Annotated in this window: 12 protein-coding genes and 1 pseudogene; 8 read left to right on the forward strand and 5 right to left on the reverse strand. The window is 74.4% G+C overall.

What is annotated here, in order from left to right:
• Positions 1-138 precede the first annotated feature (138 nt).
• Together ACGIF2_RS16855 and ACGIF2_RS16860 are read left to right on the forward strand one after the other, a co-directional pair.
• Positions 139-435, forward strand: a complete 297-nt coding sequence (locus tag ACGIF2_RS16855) for an MTH1187 family thiamine-binding protein (RefSeq protein WP_396048258.1) — start codon at positions 139-141, stop codon at positions 433-435.
• A gap of 250 nt (positions 436-685) precedes the next feature.
• A complete protein-coding gene (locus ACGIF2_RS16860) occupies positions 686-2,365 on the forward strand; it encodes a hypothetical protein (RefSeq protein WP_396048260.1) in 1,680 nt (559 codons plus the stop codon).
• A 38-nt stretch (positions 2,366-2,403) separates the two neighbouring features.
• On the opposite strand, the gene ACGIF2_RS16865 is transcribed toward ACGIF2_RS16860, so the two are convergent.
• The 5 genes from ACGIF2_RS16865 to ACGIF2_RS16885 all read right to left on the reverse strand — a co-directional run bounded on the left by ACGIF2_RS16865 (position 2,404) and on the right by ACGIF2_RS16885 (position 7,977).
• Complete coding sequence (locus tag ACGIF2_RS16865; protein ID WP_396048262.1) at positions 2,404-3,372, reverse strand: alpha/beta hydrolase; 969 nt, start codon at positions 3,370-3,372, stop codon at positions 2,404-2,406.
• A gap of 55 nt (positions 3,373-3,427) precedes the next feature.
• Positions 3,428-4,390: a zinc-binding dehydrogenase gene (locus tag ACGIF2_RS16870; RefSeq protein ID WP_396048264.1), complete on the reverse strand. Its 963-nt coding sequence runs from the start codon at positions 4,388-4,390 to the stop codon at positions 3,428-3,430.
• 82 nt (positions 4,391-4,472) lie between these two features.
• On the reverse strand, positions 4,473-5,282 hold the full coding sequence (locus ACGIF2_RS16875; protein ID WP_396048266.1) for a maleylpyruvate isomerase N-terminal domain-containing protein: 810 nt from the start codon (positions 5,280-5,282) through the stop codon (positions 4,473-4,475).
• 57 nt (positions 5,283-5,339) lie between these two features.
• The gene (locus ACGIF2_RS16880; RefSeq protein WP_396048268.1) at positions 5,340-6,551 is read right to left on the reverse strand and encodes a homoserine O-acetyltransferase; all 1,212 of its coding nucleotides are present in this window, start codon (positions 6,549-6,551) and stop codon (positions 5,340-5,342) included.
• Between the two features lie 109 nt (positions 6,552-6,660).
• Positions 6,661-7,977: a bifunctional o-acetylhomoserine/o-acetylserine sulfhydrylase gene (locus ACGIF2_RS16885; RefSeq protein ID WP_396048270.1), complete on the reverse strand. Its 1,317-nt coding sequence runs from the start codon at positions 7,975-7,977 to the stop codon at positions 6,661-6,663.
• A 357-nt stretch (positions 7,978-8,334) separates the two neighbouring features.
• Between ACGIF2_RS16885 and ACGIF2_RS16890 the strand changes: the two genes are divergently transcribed.
• From ACGIF2_RS16890 to ACGIF2_RS16915, 6 genes and pseudogenes are all read left to right on the forward strand, one after another.
• Positions 8,335-9,222 carry a lytic transglycosylase domain-containing protein gene (locus ACGIF2_RS16890; protein ID WP_396048272.1) on the forward strand — a complete coding sequence of 296 codons (888 nt, stop codon included), beginning with the start codon at positions 8,335-8,337 and terminating at the stop codon, positions 9,220-9,222.
• Complete coding sequence (locus tag ACGIF2_RS16895) at positions 9,219-11,048, forward strand: protein kinase (protein ID WP_396048274.1); 1,830 nt, start codon at positions 9,219-9,221, stop codon at positions 11,046-11,048. The genes ACGIF2_RS16890 and ACGIF2_RS16895 overlap by 4 nt, the downstream gene beginning before the upstream one ends.
• Before the next feature lie 201 nt (positions 11,049-11,249).
• Entirely contained in the window at positions 11,250-11,648 is a 399-nt protein-coding gene (locus ACGIF2_RS16900; protein ID WP_396048276.1) for a hypothetical protein, read from the forward strand.
• A gap of 151 nt (positions 11,649-11,799) precedes the next feature.
• Entirely contained in the window at positions 11,800-12,813 is a 1,014-nt protein-coding gene (gene pstC / locus ACGIF2_RS16905; RefSeq protein ID WP_396048278.1) for a phosphate ABC transporter permease subunit PstC, read from the forward strand.
• Positions 12,813-13,955: a phosphate ABC transporter permease PstA gene (gene pstA / locus ACGIF2_RS16910; protein ID WP_396048280.1), complete on the forward strand. Its 1,143-nt coding sequence runs from the start codon at positions 12,813-12,815 to the stop codon at positions 13,953-13,955. The genes pstC and pstA overlap by 1 nt, the downstream gene beginning before the upstream one ends.
• 74 nt (positions 13,956-14,029) lie before the next feature.
• Positions 14,030-14,325, forward strand: a pseudogene (locus ACGIF2_RS16915) (hypothetical protein); the annotation flags it as partial.

Consider the following 14,325-nt stretch of genomic DNA (forward strand, 5'->3'; position numbering starts at 1 on the left):
CGCGCCGAGATAGTGCCCTGGACAGCTCTATCTGGGCGCGGACGCTCTATCTCGGCGGACGGGGTCTTTGCGGACGGGGGTCTCGGCGGGCGGGGGTGTCGGCGGGTGGGGCGTGCGCGGGGGTGGCAGGGTGGGCGGATGCTGGTTGCCTTCTCTATCTCACCCCTCGGGGGTGGGGAGTCCGTGGTCGATGCCGTGGCCGACGCCGTGCGCGTCGTGCGCGAGTCCGGCCTGCCGAACCGCACCGACGCGATGTTCACCACGATCGAGGGTGACTGGGAGGAGTGCCTGGACGTGGTCCGCCGCGCGACCGAGGCCGTCGGACGCCACGGCCACCGCGTGAGCCTGGTGCTCAAGGCCGACATCCGGCCCGGGCACACAGGTGAGCTGGACGGCAAGGTCGCGCGTCTCGAGGAGCGGCTCGCCGACGGGTGACGCTCGGCGGCAACCGGGTGACCGGTCGCCGCCGCGCCGTGCGCGCAGGCCGGCCGCGGGGGCCTGCGGGCTATCCTGGACGAACGTTCAGCGGACGTCTTGTGGAGGTTCGTGCACCGCGCGTGGACCCGACCCGGCTGCACCGCGCGGACGTGAAAGACTGCCGAACAGGCAGGGCCCGAGCCCGTCCGCAGGTGCGATCGACGGCGGGCGCGACGGCCGTCGTCCCGCGCCCAGGAAGCAGGAGCACATGCCCATCTTCGAGCTCGACGAGGGCCGTCCGCTCCTCGTCCAGCCGATGCAGCCCGCTGCGGGGACGTTCGCGCCGGACAGTGCCGCCCTGGTCACCGAGCACCTCGAGGCGCTCGTCGGCGAGGAGCTCTTCCCGGTCCACACCCGCACCGTGGGCCCCGACGGCGTGCAGCTCCTCGCGCTCGACGCCGCGATCCGTCCGGTCGTCGTCGAGACCGTGCCCGTGCTCGACGTCACGACCCTCGTCCGGGCGCTCAACCACGCGGGCGCCGCGGCGACGAGCACGCGGGGGGAGCTCGTCCGGGCGTACGACGGCGGACGCAGCGCGTTCGACGCCGATCTCGCGAGCTTCCGCGAGCGGGTCCCGATGCGCGGCGGCGCGGCACCGAGCACCTCGGTGCGGCTCGTGATCGTGTGCGCGGAGGTCGCGCCCGAGGTCAGCGCGGCGGTCACGTTCTTGCGCTCGACGGGCCGGCACGTGGAGGTGCTGCAGACCGGGGTGGTGCAGGGCGCCGACGGCCGACGCTTCGTCGAGGTCTCGGCCTGGTCGCACGACAGCGGGGCCCGCCGGGCGGTCGAGCCCGCGCTGCCGCACCGGGCGTCCTCGGCGGACGGCGTGCGGCTCGACGTCGTCCACGTGCTCACCGGCGCGCAGCCCCAGGTGCCCACCCAGGGCCAGCCCGCACCCTCCGGTGCCCCGTCCGGCGCCACGTCGGCGCCGCTGCCGACCGCGACGACGGCGATCCCGTTCACCTCGATCCCGTTCACCTCGGTTCCGGTGACCGGCGCCGACCATGAGCCGACCGTCGCTCCCGAGCCGACCGCCGCACCCCAGCCGATCGACGCACCCCGGCCCGTGACGGTGCCCGAGCCGCGGCCCGAGCAGGGCCGACGGTACGGCCAGCCCGCCCTGAGCCCGGCCCGTCCGACGCCCGCGAGCGCCCGGGTCGACGAGACGGTGGTGCTGCCCGGTGGCTTCGTCGACCTCGACGACCTCGACGAGGACGTGGCTCGCACCCGGCCCGCGGTCGACCGCTGGGACGCCCTGACGCGTACGACGCCCGACGCCGCCCGGTCCGAGGCGGAGGCCCGCTGGCAGCCGCCGACCGGCGCCACCTCGCTCGCCTGGCTTCCCGATGCGCCGCCCGGGCTCCTCGACGTCGCTCCGTCGCCGCGTCAGCCGGACGCACCGGCCCGGCGCGACCCGTACGGCGACTGGCCCGAACCGGTGGGCCGGTCCGCGACGAGCTGGTCGTCCGCCCCCGCCACGTCACCGACCCCCACGGTGACGGCGAACCCCGTGGTCGCCCGCCCCGTGCCCGAGCCTGAGCTCCGTGCGTCGAGGACCGCGTCGGCCGTGCCGCCACCCGCGGGGCTCGAGCCGTGGACGGGTGGTCACGGGCTGCCCGCACCTCGACCGCACCCCGCGCTGAGCGCCCTGTCCGCGTCGCGCGGCACGATCGCCACGCTGGTGTGGTTCCGCGCGCGGCGCGGCCAGCGGCTCGTGGCGACGCTGCGGACCGACGGCCTGATCGAGCTGCCCGACGGCCGCCTGCACGCAGACCCGGACGACGCCGCGGCCGATGCCGCGAACGCCGAGGGCACCGTCGACGGCTGGCGCTCGTGGCGGCTGGGCGACGCCGGACCGACGCTCGCCGAGGCCACCGGCACCCGCTGACGCCGCGGTCCGCCGCAGGCGGTCGGGGTGGATCAGGGTCAGCCCCAGCCGTAGGCGGCCAGCCACCGGCTGACCTCGCCGTAGAAGCGCGCCCGCACGAGCGGGGGTGACAGGGTCAGGTCGTGGATCCCGCCGGCGATCCGGGAGATCGTCACGGTGGTGCCGAGCTGCACCGCGCGGCGTGCGAGCAGCTCGACGTCGAGCACCGAGTCCGAGGCGCGCATGGCCTCGCTCCAGCGCGGGCTGATCGTCGAGCGGGTCGAGGCCGCCATGAGCACGGGCGCCTCGATCGTGAGCCCTCGGGCCACCTGCGCGTGGCCCTCGATGATGGCCCGCAGCCATCCGGCACGCACCGGGAAGGCCGGCACGGGTCGCCACCGCTCGTCGTACTCCCACTCGCCGCCGTCGGCCTTGCGCAGCGTGCGGGCGTAGTAGCCCGGGTCGATGTTCGGCAGTGCGGCCTTGGGCTGGAACCGGGCGAGCTGGTGGATCGCCGGGGTGCTGACGTGGCGCAGCACCGCCGATCCCTGCAGCTCGAGCCACGGGCTGTTGAGCACGAGCCCGTCGACCTCGTCGGGGTGACGGTCGGCCCACAGCACCGAGACGAGACCGCCGGTCGAGTGGCCCATGAGCATCAGGCGCGACCGGGTGCCGAGGTCCCGGCGGATCTGGGCGACGGCCGCCTCGATCTCCTCGTCGTACGTGCGCAGGTCCTCGACGTACCCGGGGGTCTGGTGCGGGAGCAGGCTGCGGCCGTACTTGCGCAGGTCCAGCGCGTAGAACGCGGCGCCCTGCCGGTGCCAGAACTCGGCCAGCTCGGTCTGGAAGAAGTAGTCGGACCAGCCGTGCAGGTAGAGCAGCGCACGCGACGGGCGCAGCACCTCGGGGGAGGGCGGGGCGTAGCGCACGAGCGTCGCGACGACTTCTCCCTCGTCGTCGGGCGCGAGCTCGAGCGTCCGGGCGCGGTAGTCCGGCCCCAGCACGTCGGGTCTCGACCGACCCGTCATGTAGGCCTCCTCAGCGATGCTCTGCGCCCGTGCCGTGAGCCGGGTGCGCTCCGGGTCACACCTCGACGACGATCTTGCCGAACTGCGTGCCCTGCGCGAGCCGTTCGAGGCCCGCGCGGGCGTGCTCGAGCGGGTAGGTGGCGTCCACGAGGGGGCGCAGACCCGTGCGGTCCAGCAGGTTCAGCAGGTGCACCAGGTCCTCGCGCGAGCCCATGGTCACGCCGACCACCGACAGCTCGAGGAAGAAGATGCGCTGGAGCTGGGCGGCGTCGGGGTCGCCCGTCGTGGCCCCCGCGACGACGACGGTGCCGCCCGGTCGCAGCGCGGCGACCGAGTGCGCCCAGGTGGCGGCCCCGACGGTCTCGAGCACCAGGTCGACCTTGACGGGCAGCCGCTCGCCGGGCGCGACGGCCCCCGCGGCGCCGAGCTCGCGGGCCCGCTCGCGGCGTCCCTCGTCGCGGCTCGTGACCCACACCTCGAGCCCGCTCGCGGCGCCGAGCAGCACCGCGGCGGTCGCGACACCACCGCCGGCGCCCTGCACGAGCACGCGCTGGCCGGGCGTGGCGCGGCCGCTCGTGAACAGCATCCGGTAGGCCGTGAGCCAGGCCGTCGGCACGCAGGCCGCCTCGACGAACGACAGCCCGGCGGGCTTGTCGACGAGGTTCCACGTGGGCACGGCCACCTGCTCGGCGAGCGTGCCGGGGTAGCGCTCGGACAGCAGGCTGCGGGGCTCGTCGGGCCCGACGCCGTGCCCGCTCGCACCGCCGATGACCGAGTGCACCACGACCTCGCGCCCGTCGGCCGTCACGCCCGCCGCGTCGGTGCCGAGGATCATCGGCAGCCGGTCGCCGCGGAGCCCGACGCCGCGCAGCGACCACAGGTCGTGGTGGTTGAGGCTCGCGGCCCGCACGTCGACGGTGGTCCAGTGCTCGCGGGCGACCGGGGCGGGCTGCTCGCCCACCTCGAGCGCACCGAGGGGGTCGTGGGGACTGGTCCGGGCGGCGTACGCGGCGAGCATCCGTGCACCGTACCGCGCGGCCCGGAGTGACGTGTGGCCGGGGTGGTGCCGGGTGGGTCGCGCCGACGCGCGCAGACGGCTCCTAGAACAGCGGCAGCACGCGGCCCAGGTCCGGCACGGCGTCGGACGTGTAGGGGGCCGTGAGCGCGACCGCGACCGCGTCGACGTCGTACGGGATGCGGCCCGCGGCGAGCCGCACCCAGGTGAGCGGGTCGCCGAGCTCGACGACGAAGCCGCCGCGCGCGACGAGGACGTCGAGCAGCGCCTGCGCCACGAGGTCGAGCGCTGCCGGGTCGAGCACGCCGCGGCCGCCGGCGTCGTCGAGGATGCCGCGGTCCAGCTCCTCGACGGCGCTCGCGTACCCCGGCGCTGCCGGTGCCGCGCCGGTGCGGGTGGCGTCGAGCGAGCGGAACAGGTCGTCCGCGTGCACCACGAGCTCGACGACGCGGGAGACCACCATGTCGCTCAGGCGGATCGGGCCGCGCCGCGCGACGACGACCTGCTCGTGCGTCCCCAGCTCGTCGAGCCGGGCGAACGCCGCCGCCGCGAACGCGTCGATCGCCGCGAGCGGGTCGGAGGCGATCGTCGCTGTGAGCTCGCGGGTGGTCCGGGCGATGACGGCGGCCCCGGCCCCGTAGCCCGCGAGGTACTCGCCGAGCGCGAGCGGCACCGTGCCCGCGGGGGCGGGTTCGACCGCCGTCAGCGCGCTCATGCCGCGGCCGACGTGCGCGACGAGGTCGGCCACGTCCCAGCCGGCCAGGATGCTGGGCAGGGTGCCGGTGGACGCGTCGACGTGCTCCGCGACCCACGGGCGCAGCGTGGCCCACTGGGTTCGCAGCGCGTCGGATGCTGCGGCGAGCTCGGGGGACGGCGGCTGCGGGGTCGTGGTCATCCGGCCATCTTGTCGGAGTTCGCCCCCGATGGGCAGCACCTCATCAAGGGCCGCCGGCTAGAGCCCCGTGAGGAACTCCCGGACGGCAGCGCCCACCTGGTCGGCCTCGATGAGGAACCCGTCGTGGCCGAAGTCGGAGCGGATGGTGCGCACGGGGCCGGCGCCGGGGATGCCCGCCGCGATCCGCTCGGACTGCGCGGGCAGGAACAGCCGGTCGGTGTCGACCGCGACCACGAGGGCCTTCGCGGTGATGCTCGCGAGCGCGGCCTCGACGCCGCCGCGGTCGCGACCGAGGTCGTGCGTGATCATGGTGCGGGTGAGCACGACGTAGGTGTTGGCGTCGAAGCGGCGGGCGAGCTTGTCGCCGTGGTGGTCGAGGTACGACTGCACCGCGAACCGACCCCCCTCGAACGGGTCCTCGCCGCCCTGGGGGATCCGGCCGAACCGTGCGTCGAGCTCGAAGGCCGAGCGGTAGGTCTGGTGGGCGATCTGGCGGGCGATGCCCAGGCCCACGTGCGGCCCCTCGCCGTCGGGGGCGTCGTAGTAGTCGCCGCCGGCGAAACCGGGATCGGCCGTGATCGCGGCGAGCTGGGTGTGGAAGCTCGCGATCTGGTCGCCCGACGTCTGGGCCGACGTCGCGATCGCGGCGATGCCGCGCACCCGCTCGGGGGCCGTGGCGGCCCACTCGAGCACCCGCTGGCCGCCCATCGACCCGCCGATCACGAGCGTCCAGGACGTGATGCCGAGCGCGTCGGCCAGCCGCACCTCGGCAGCGACCTGGTCACGCACGGTCACGTGCGGGAACCGGCTGCCCCACGGCCGCCCGTCGGGGGCCGTCGAGGACGGGCCGGTCGAGCCCTGGCAGCCGCCCAGCACGTTCGGGGCGACCACGAAGTACCTGTCGGTGTCGATCGGGGCGCCGGGGCCGACGAGCGAGGACCACCACCCGGGTGTCGGGTGCCCGGGGCCGGCCTCGCCGGTCACGTGCGAGTCGCCCGTGAGGGCGTGCAGCACGAGCACAGCGTTGCTGCCCGCCGCGTCGAGCGTGCCCCACGTCTCGTACGCGAGCCGCACGGCGGGCAGGCGTCCGCCACCCTCGAGCTCGAGCGGTCCCACGTCCTCGAACCGGCGACGTCCGGGGTCGTCGCCCTCGTGCCAGGCGCTGCTGGCCCGTGCGGGGGCTCGCCCGGGGGCCGTGGGGGCGCCACGTCCGCCCACGGCTGCCGACGGACCGGCAGCTGTGCTCCGGCCTGCGGGTTCGGAGGACATCGCGTCCCAATCTACGAGGACGGCGCGTGGGCCGCCCGCGGCGGGGACCCGGGGACCGACCCGGGCGCCCGCCGCGGGTGCGACGTCAGGCTGGTGCGGCACGTCGGTCTCAGACGCCCTTGGCTGCCCGGAAGCCGGCGTCCAGGTCCGCGAGGATGTCGTCGATGCCCTCGATGCCGACCGCGAGCCGGACGAGCCCGGGGGTCACGCCCGACAGCGCCTGCTCCTCGGCGGTGAGCTGGCTGTGGGTGGTCGACGCGGGGTGGATGACGAGCGAGCGCACGTCGCCGATGTTCGCGACGTTCGAGTGCAGCTCGAGCGCCGAGACGAACGCCTGGCCGGCGTCGCTGCCCCCGTCGAGCTCGAACGCGAGGACCGCCCCCGCGCCGCGCGGGGCGTACTTCTGCGCCCGCTCGTACCAGGGGCTCGACGGCAGCCCGGCGTAGTGCACCGTGCGGACCTCGTCGCGCGCCTCGAGCCACTCGGCGACCTTCTGCGCGTTCTCTACGTGACGCTCGATGCGCAGCGACAACGTCTCGAGGCCCTGCGCGATGAGGAACGCGTTGAACGGGGAGATCGCCGCACCGAGGTCGCGCAGCAGCTGTACGCGGGCCTTGAGGATGAACGAGAGGTTCGCGCCGAACGGGCTGCCGACACCGAGGTCACGGGCGTAGACGAGCCCGTGGTAGCTCGCGTCCGGGGTGTTGTAGTTGGGGAAGCGCTCGGGGTGCTGGGCGTAGTCGAACGTGCCGGCGTCGACGATCACGCCGCCGATCGCGGTGCCGTGGCCGCCCAGGTACTTGGTCGCGGAGTGCACCACGACGTCGGCCCCGTGCTCGATGGGGCGCACGAGGTAGGGCGTGGCGACCGTGTTGTCCACGACCAGCGGCACCCCGGACGCGTGCGCGACCTCCGCGACGGCCTCGATGTCGAGGATGTCCGAGCGCGGGTTGGGGATGGTCTCGGCGAAGAACAGCTTGGTGTTCGGCTGGACCGCGTCCGCCCAGGCCTGGGGGTCGTGGGGGTCGGTCACGAACGTGGTCGTGATGCCGAGCTTGGGCAGCGTGTGGTGCAGCAGGTTGTACGTGCCGCCGTACAGGCTCGGGCTCGCGACGAGGTGGTCGCCCGCCTCGGCGATGTTGAGGATCGCGATGGTCTCGGCGGCCTGGCCCGAGGCGACGAGCAGCGCGCCGACACCGCCCTCGAGCGACGCCACGCGGTCCTCGACGACCTGCTGGGTGGGGTTGCCGATGCGCGTGTAGATGGGGCCCAGGTCCTTGAGCGCGAACCGGTCGGCCGCGACGGTCGCGTCCGGGAAGACGAAGGACGTCGTCTGGTAGATGGGGAGGGCGCGGGCGCCCGTCGTGGGGTCGGCGGTCTGGCCGGCGTGGATCTGGCGGGTCTCGAAGGACCAGGTGCTGCTCATGGGGACTCCTCGGAAGGCTGCGGGTGGCGTAGGCCGGAGTGCCGAACCGATCCCGCGGGGATGGGGTGGGGTTCGCACGGACGGGGGCGCCAGACACAGCCGGAGGTCACCTGGGCGAGCGACGTCGCTCTGTCAGGTCCAGTCTGCGGGCGCAGCCGAAGTGCGTCGGTCAACGACACATTCGGCGGCAGGTCATGGGGCGACAGTAGGTCGACCCTGTCCAGCATGGGAAACCCCTTCTCATGATCTGAGACGATCCGGCGTGGCGTCCCGCAGGGCGGTAGCACGCGGGGCGTTCATCCCTGGGTCATCCGGATCTTCCGTGCCGGACGCCTCGGCGGCGCAGGCTCCTCCGCGATGGACGCGCCCCGCACGACCCCCGACCGCTCCGGCGGACCGACAGGCCTGCCTCCCGTGGCCGTCATCGCTGTGCTTCTCGCGCTCGGGGTCGGAGCCGCGACGGTCCTCGACCGGACCGACCGGCCGGCAGTCGCCTGGACCGTGCCGGCGCCCGAGCTCGAAGCGTCGATGCCCGGCGCTACCGCACAGCCGCACGCGGGCGTCGACACCTCCGGGCTCGAGCTCACCGACAACACCCTCGCGGGCGCCGAACCGACGGCACCTGCCGTCCCGCGCGCATCTGCGGCGTGGGTCGACGCTGTGTCGCTCGCGACGGCGATCCCCGTCGTCGCCCTGCGGGCCTATGCCGACGCGACGCTCACGCTCGGGGCCTCCCAGCCCGGGTGCCGGGTGGGCTGGACGACCATCGCCGCGATCGGCGGGATCGAGTCGGGGCACGGCACGCACGGCGGGGCGACGCTGCGGGCCGACGGCACCACGAGCATCCGCATCCTCGGGCCTGCGCTCGACGGCCGGCCCGGCTTCGCGGCGATCCCGGCCACCGCCGAGTCGACCGCCTGGCACGGCGACGCGACGTGGGACCACGCGGTCGGGCCGATGCAGTTCCTGCCGTCCTCGTGGGAGCGCTGGGGGTCCGACGGCGACGGTGACGGCGTTGCCGACCCGAACGACGTCGACGACGCGGCGCTCGCGACCGGGCGCTACCTGTGCGCGTCGGGCGGCGATCTCACGGGAGCTGACGCGTGGCACGCGGCGGTGTTCTCCTACAACCACTCCGAGCAGTACGTCGCCGACGTGCTCGGCGCGGCCAACCGGTACGCGACGGGCTCGGCGTCGGCAGCCACGACGGGGCGCCAGGCGGCGGGGACGGCCGACGGGGGATGACCGGGGACCTGCTCGGTGGCAGGTACCGGCTCGGCGAGCTGCTCGGCGCCGGCGGCACGGCCGCGGTGTTCCGCGCGACCGACGAACGGCTCGGACGCGAGGTCGCCGTCAAGGTCGTGCACGCCCACCTCAGCGATCACGACGGCGTGGTCGCGAGGGTCCTGGCCGAGGCGCGCGCGTCGGCACGGCTGCAGCACCCGCACGTCGTGCGCGTGCTCGACGCGGGCGTCGACCCGGGCCCGGGTGCAGGCACAGGCTCCGGCGGGCGGGTCGTTGCCGGCCCGCCGGCCGTGTGGATGGTCCTCGAGCTGGTCGACGGCGTCACGCTCGCGGCTCTCGTCGCTGACGCAGGGCCGATGCGGTGCGAGGACGCGCTCGACGTGGCCGCCGCGGTGCTCGCGGGGCTCGCGCACGCGCACGCGCACGGCGTCGTGCACCGGGACCTCTCGCCGACGAACGTCATGGTGCCGCGCGGGGACGCGGGCCTCGACCTCGGTGGGGCCCTCGTGCTCGACGTCGGCGCGCCGCCGGAGCCCGGTGCCCCCACGCTCGTCGGGGGTGGCCCGACACCGCTCGTCCGCGTGAGCCCGCACTACGCGTCCCCCGAGGCGGCGCAGGGCCTGCCGACAGACGCGCGCGGCGACCTCTACGCGGTCGGCGCGCTCGTGCACCTCATGCTCACGGGCGCGCCGCCCTTCGACGGCGTCGACCCGCGGGCCGTGCTCGAGGCGCACGTGCACACCGTCCCGGTCCCGCCGTCGGCGCGTCGCCGCGGCGTGCCGCGCGACCTCGACGTGCTCGTCCTGCGCGCGCTCGAGAAGTCCCCGCGGGACCGGTTCGCGACGGCCGAGGAGATGCGGGTCGCTGTCGTGCGCTGCCGGGCGGCCCTGGACCCCGACCGCCCGGGCGGGTCGACGCTCGAGCTTCCGCCGGCGGGTGGGAGGGGGCCCGGGCCGTCGCCGATCCGCGTGCCCGTTCCCGTCGTGACGGCGCGTGCGGCGGCGCCGGGCGGCGTGCCGGGCGGCGTGCCGGGCGGAGCGTCGGGTGTCGGACCCGGCGACACCGATCACCGGGGCCCGCGCCCCGAACCACGAGAGGTCGACGACGCGCGCACCGGTGGGGGAGTGGTCGGACTGCTCGTCGCGCTCACGCTCGTGGTCGGGGCGGTGGTCGCGTGGCAGCAGACCGGGGAGGGCGACGCATCCGCCCAGCCCGGCCCGGTCGTCATGGCTGCGGCCCCGTCCCCGGCCGGATCCCCGAGCATCCCGACGTCCGACGCGTCGAGCGCGACCGTGCCGACGCCCTCGTCCGAGCCGGCGGTCGAGCTGGTGGACGTGCCGTCGGTCGTCGGGCTGACGTTCGAGGCCGCGTCTCGGGCGCTCGCCGAGGCCGGTCTCGCGGTCGGCGTCCTCGCGCGCTCGGATGCCCCGGCGCCCTTGGACACGGTGCTGAGCGCCGCGCCCGGAACCGGTGGCCGGGCTGCCCCCGGAAGTGCGGTCGACCTCGTCCTCGCGTCGGGCGACGTCGTGGTGCCCGACGCGGTCGGTCTCGGACCGGTCGCTGCGCGGGTCCTCCTGGAGTCCGCCGGGCTCGTGGTCTCCGAGCGCGAGACGACAGTGGTCGCGCGTGCGACGGGTGACGCGCCCGCGCCCCGCGTGACCGGCACGATGCCGACCGCGGGTGGGCGCGCCGTGTTCGGTGGGGGTGTGGTCGTGCTCGTCGAACGCGTCATCGCACCCGTGCCCGTGCCGGTGCCCACCGCGACCGCGCCCGGCCCGTCCGCCGTGCCGTACCCGAGCGGCGCGGCGACCGAGGGATCCTCCTGAGGCGCGGCGCGGCGCAGGCGAGCAGTGCCAGTTCACCCGTCCGGGCCAGGCAAACGGGTGAAACGCTACCACTACCGGACGAACGCGGCATCCATTCATCCTCAGGACACCCGGAGGGGGTTCCCAGGCTGCCTGGCGGCCCTTTGATCCGTGAGGTGCGTCACCCGCCGCGCCGCTGCCGGGATGACAAGGACGGATCCGATGCGCGCGGTCGCACCCGTGTTCCAGGTGTACCGATTGAGTGCCGACCAGCCCGTCTGGTGGCGCATGGTCAGCCCGAACGGCCGCGGGCTCGCGCGCACCGTCGCCCCGCACGCGACGGTCGACGCCGCGCACGTGGCGATCGCGGTCGTCCGGCTCCGCGTCGACCAGCTCGAGGCGTCGTTGCGGCTCACGGAGCGTGCGCGCTGGCGCTGGACCCTCTGCCTCGACGGCCAGCCCCTCGTCGAGAGCGCCGGGGACCTCGACAGGCGGGTGCGCTGCGACCACGCGTGGCGGAACTTCGTGAGCCTCGCGCCGACGGCCTCGGTCGACCCCGTCGTGCACACCTTTCGAATCGCCGGCGAGCCCCGGCTGATGTCGCTGCGGGGGTCGGTGTGAGCCTGTTCGCCCCGTTCGTCCCTCGTTCACCGCGTGGGGGCCCCGCGGTCTCCGGGGCGCGGTTCGATCACGTCGTCCCGCGCTGCGGGGCCTGCACCCGGTCCGCGTCTGCTGGCCTGATGCCCGACGACTCGAGAGGGCGTGTCCGACCGTGAGCACCACCGTCCGCGTCGAGGAGCCCTCGGTGACCGCCGCGAAGCCCCGCAAGCTCGCGCGCACCGAGAGCGGCAGCGACCGGGTCTTCGCGATCGGCGCCCGCACCGTCGGCGGCACGGTGCTGGCCATCACCGGGGGCATCGGCCTGTTCCTGGCGCTCCAGGCGGTGCCGACGTTGCGGCACTACGGGTTCAGCTTCTTCACGACGAGCGAGTGGCAGCCGGAGGTCGACACCGTGGGCATCGCCTCGGTGCTGCTGGGAACGCTCACGGTGGCACTCGTCGCCATGGCCTTCGCGTTCCCGCTCGCGCTCGCCACGGCGCTGTACATCAGCGAGTACGCCCCCCCACGCCTCAGGTCGACGCTCGTGTCGATGGTCGACCTCATGGCCGCGGTGCCCAGCATCATCTACGGGCTCTGGGGCTTCTTCCTGCTCCAGCCGTATGCGAGCAGGATCGCGCGGTGGCTCCACACCAACCTCGGCTTCCTCCCGTTCTTCAAGGTGGACACCGACCCGCACGCCGCGATGTGGGAGCAGACGCGCTACACCGCGTCGGCCTTCATCGCCGGCATCGCCGTGGCGATGATGGTGCTCCCGATGGCGTCGTCGGTCATGCGGGAGGTGTTCTCGCAGGCGCCCCCTGGTGAGCGTGAGGGGGCGATCGCGCTCGGTTCGACGCGCTGGGGGGTCATCCGCGCGGTCGTGCTCCCGTTCGGCCGCGGGGGCATCATCGGCGGGACGATGCTCGGGATGGGGCGGGCGCTCGGCGAGACCATCGCCGTGGTGCTCATCATCTCGCCCGCGTTCGACCTCAAGCTCCGACCCCTCGAGATCGGGACCAACACCATCTCCGCGCTGATCGCGGGTCGGTTCGGCGAGGCGTCGACGTCGCAGCTCGCAGCATTGCTGACGGCCGGCTTCGTGCTGTTCGTCATCACGCTCGTCATCAACACGATCGCGTCGCTGATCGTCGGCCGAAGCCGCTCGGGCGCAGGGACGGACATCTGATGAGCACGGTGACCCTGGTCTCCTCGGACCGCTCGCACACCCCGGAGGGAGACGCCCCACGAACGTGGGTGCGCTCGATCGAGGACCTGCCGTCAGGCCCCCCGCCGCGGCGCCGCAGCCCGTCGAGCGCGACCGCGGAAGACCGGGTCATCCTGCTCGGCTCGATGGTGGCCGCCCTGGCGCTCGCGTGGGTGCTGTGCTTCCGGCTGCTGCCCTGGGGAAGCCCGCTGGCACTCACCCTCGTGGCGTTCGTGCTCTTCCTGGCGGTCGTGACGGTCACCACGGTCACCGTCAGCCCGGGGCCCGCGGTCGCCGATCGGCTGGCGGGTGCGCTCGTCACCGGGGGTGCCGCCGTGGTCGGTCTGGCCCTCGTCACGACCGTCGTGTTCACGTTCGTGCGGGGCATGGGCGCCCTGCCCCATCTCAACATGTTCACGCAGGACATGTCCCGCACGGGGCCGCGCGACCCTCTGACCCAGGGCGGCATCGTGCATGCGATCGTCGGATCGCTCATCCAGGTCGGCATCGCCGTGGTGGTCACCGTGCCGCTCGCGCTCGGAACGGCAGTGTTCATGACGGAGGTCGGCGGCCGGTTCGCCCGGGTCGTCCGTACCGTCGTCGAGGCGATGACGGCGCTGCCGTCGATCGTCGCCGGCCTGTTCATCTACACGGTGCTGATCCTCGGTCTCGGCATCCCGCGATCGGGGTTCGCAGCCTCGATGGCGCTCGCGGTGATGATGCTCCCGATCATCGCCCGCGCTGCCGATGTCGTCCTGCGGGTGGTGCCGAGCGGGCTGCGCGAGGCGAGCCTCGCGCTCGGTGCGTCACGGTGGCGCACGGTGTGGCACGTCGTCCTGCCGACCGCACGCCCCGGGCTCGCGACCGCGCTGATCCTCGGCGTCGCACGCGGCGTCGGTGAGACGTCCCCGGTGCTCCTGACCTCCGGTGCCTCGACCTACCTCGTGACCGACCCCTTCTCCAACGCGATGAACTCCTTGCCGCTCTTCGTCTTCACGACGGTGCGCAGCGGTGAGCCGCTCTACATCCAGCGCGGGTTCGCGGCGGCAACGGTCCTCCTCGCGCTCGTGCTGGTGCTCTTCGTCGTCGCGCGCCTGCTCGCCCGACAGCGCTCGAGCAGATGAGCGGTCCCCGGCACGCCGCCCGCGTGCGACTCCTCGTGTCACCCCGCCAGTTCGCACGTCGATGGAGAACGCAGATGAGCCCGCAGACGGAACCACGCACGCGCACGCGACGATCGCGGGCGCGCCGATCGGCGTGGGTGGCCGTCGTCGCGCTGGTGGGCGTCCTGGCGGGGGGTGCGGCGCCGGCGTTCGCCGACTACGGCCTGATCGAGGGGGACGGGTCGACGTGGAGCCAGGTGATCTTCAACCAGTGGGTGTCGGACGTGGCTGCGAACGGGATCCAGGTCGTGTACTCGGGTGGTGGGTCGTCGGTGGGTCGTAAGAGCTTCGCGAACTCGACGGACGACTTCGCGATCAGTGAGATCCCGTA

The organism is Cellulomonas sp. P22, from assembly GCF_044392165.1.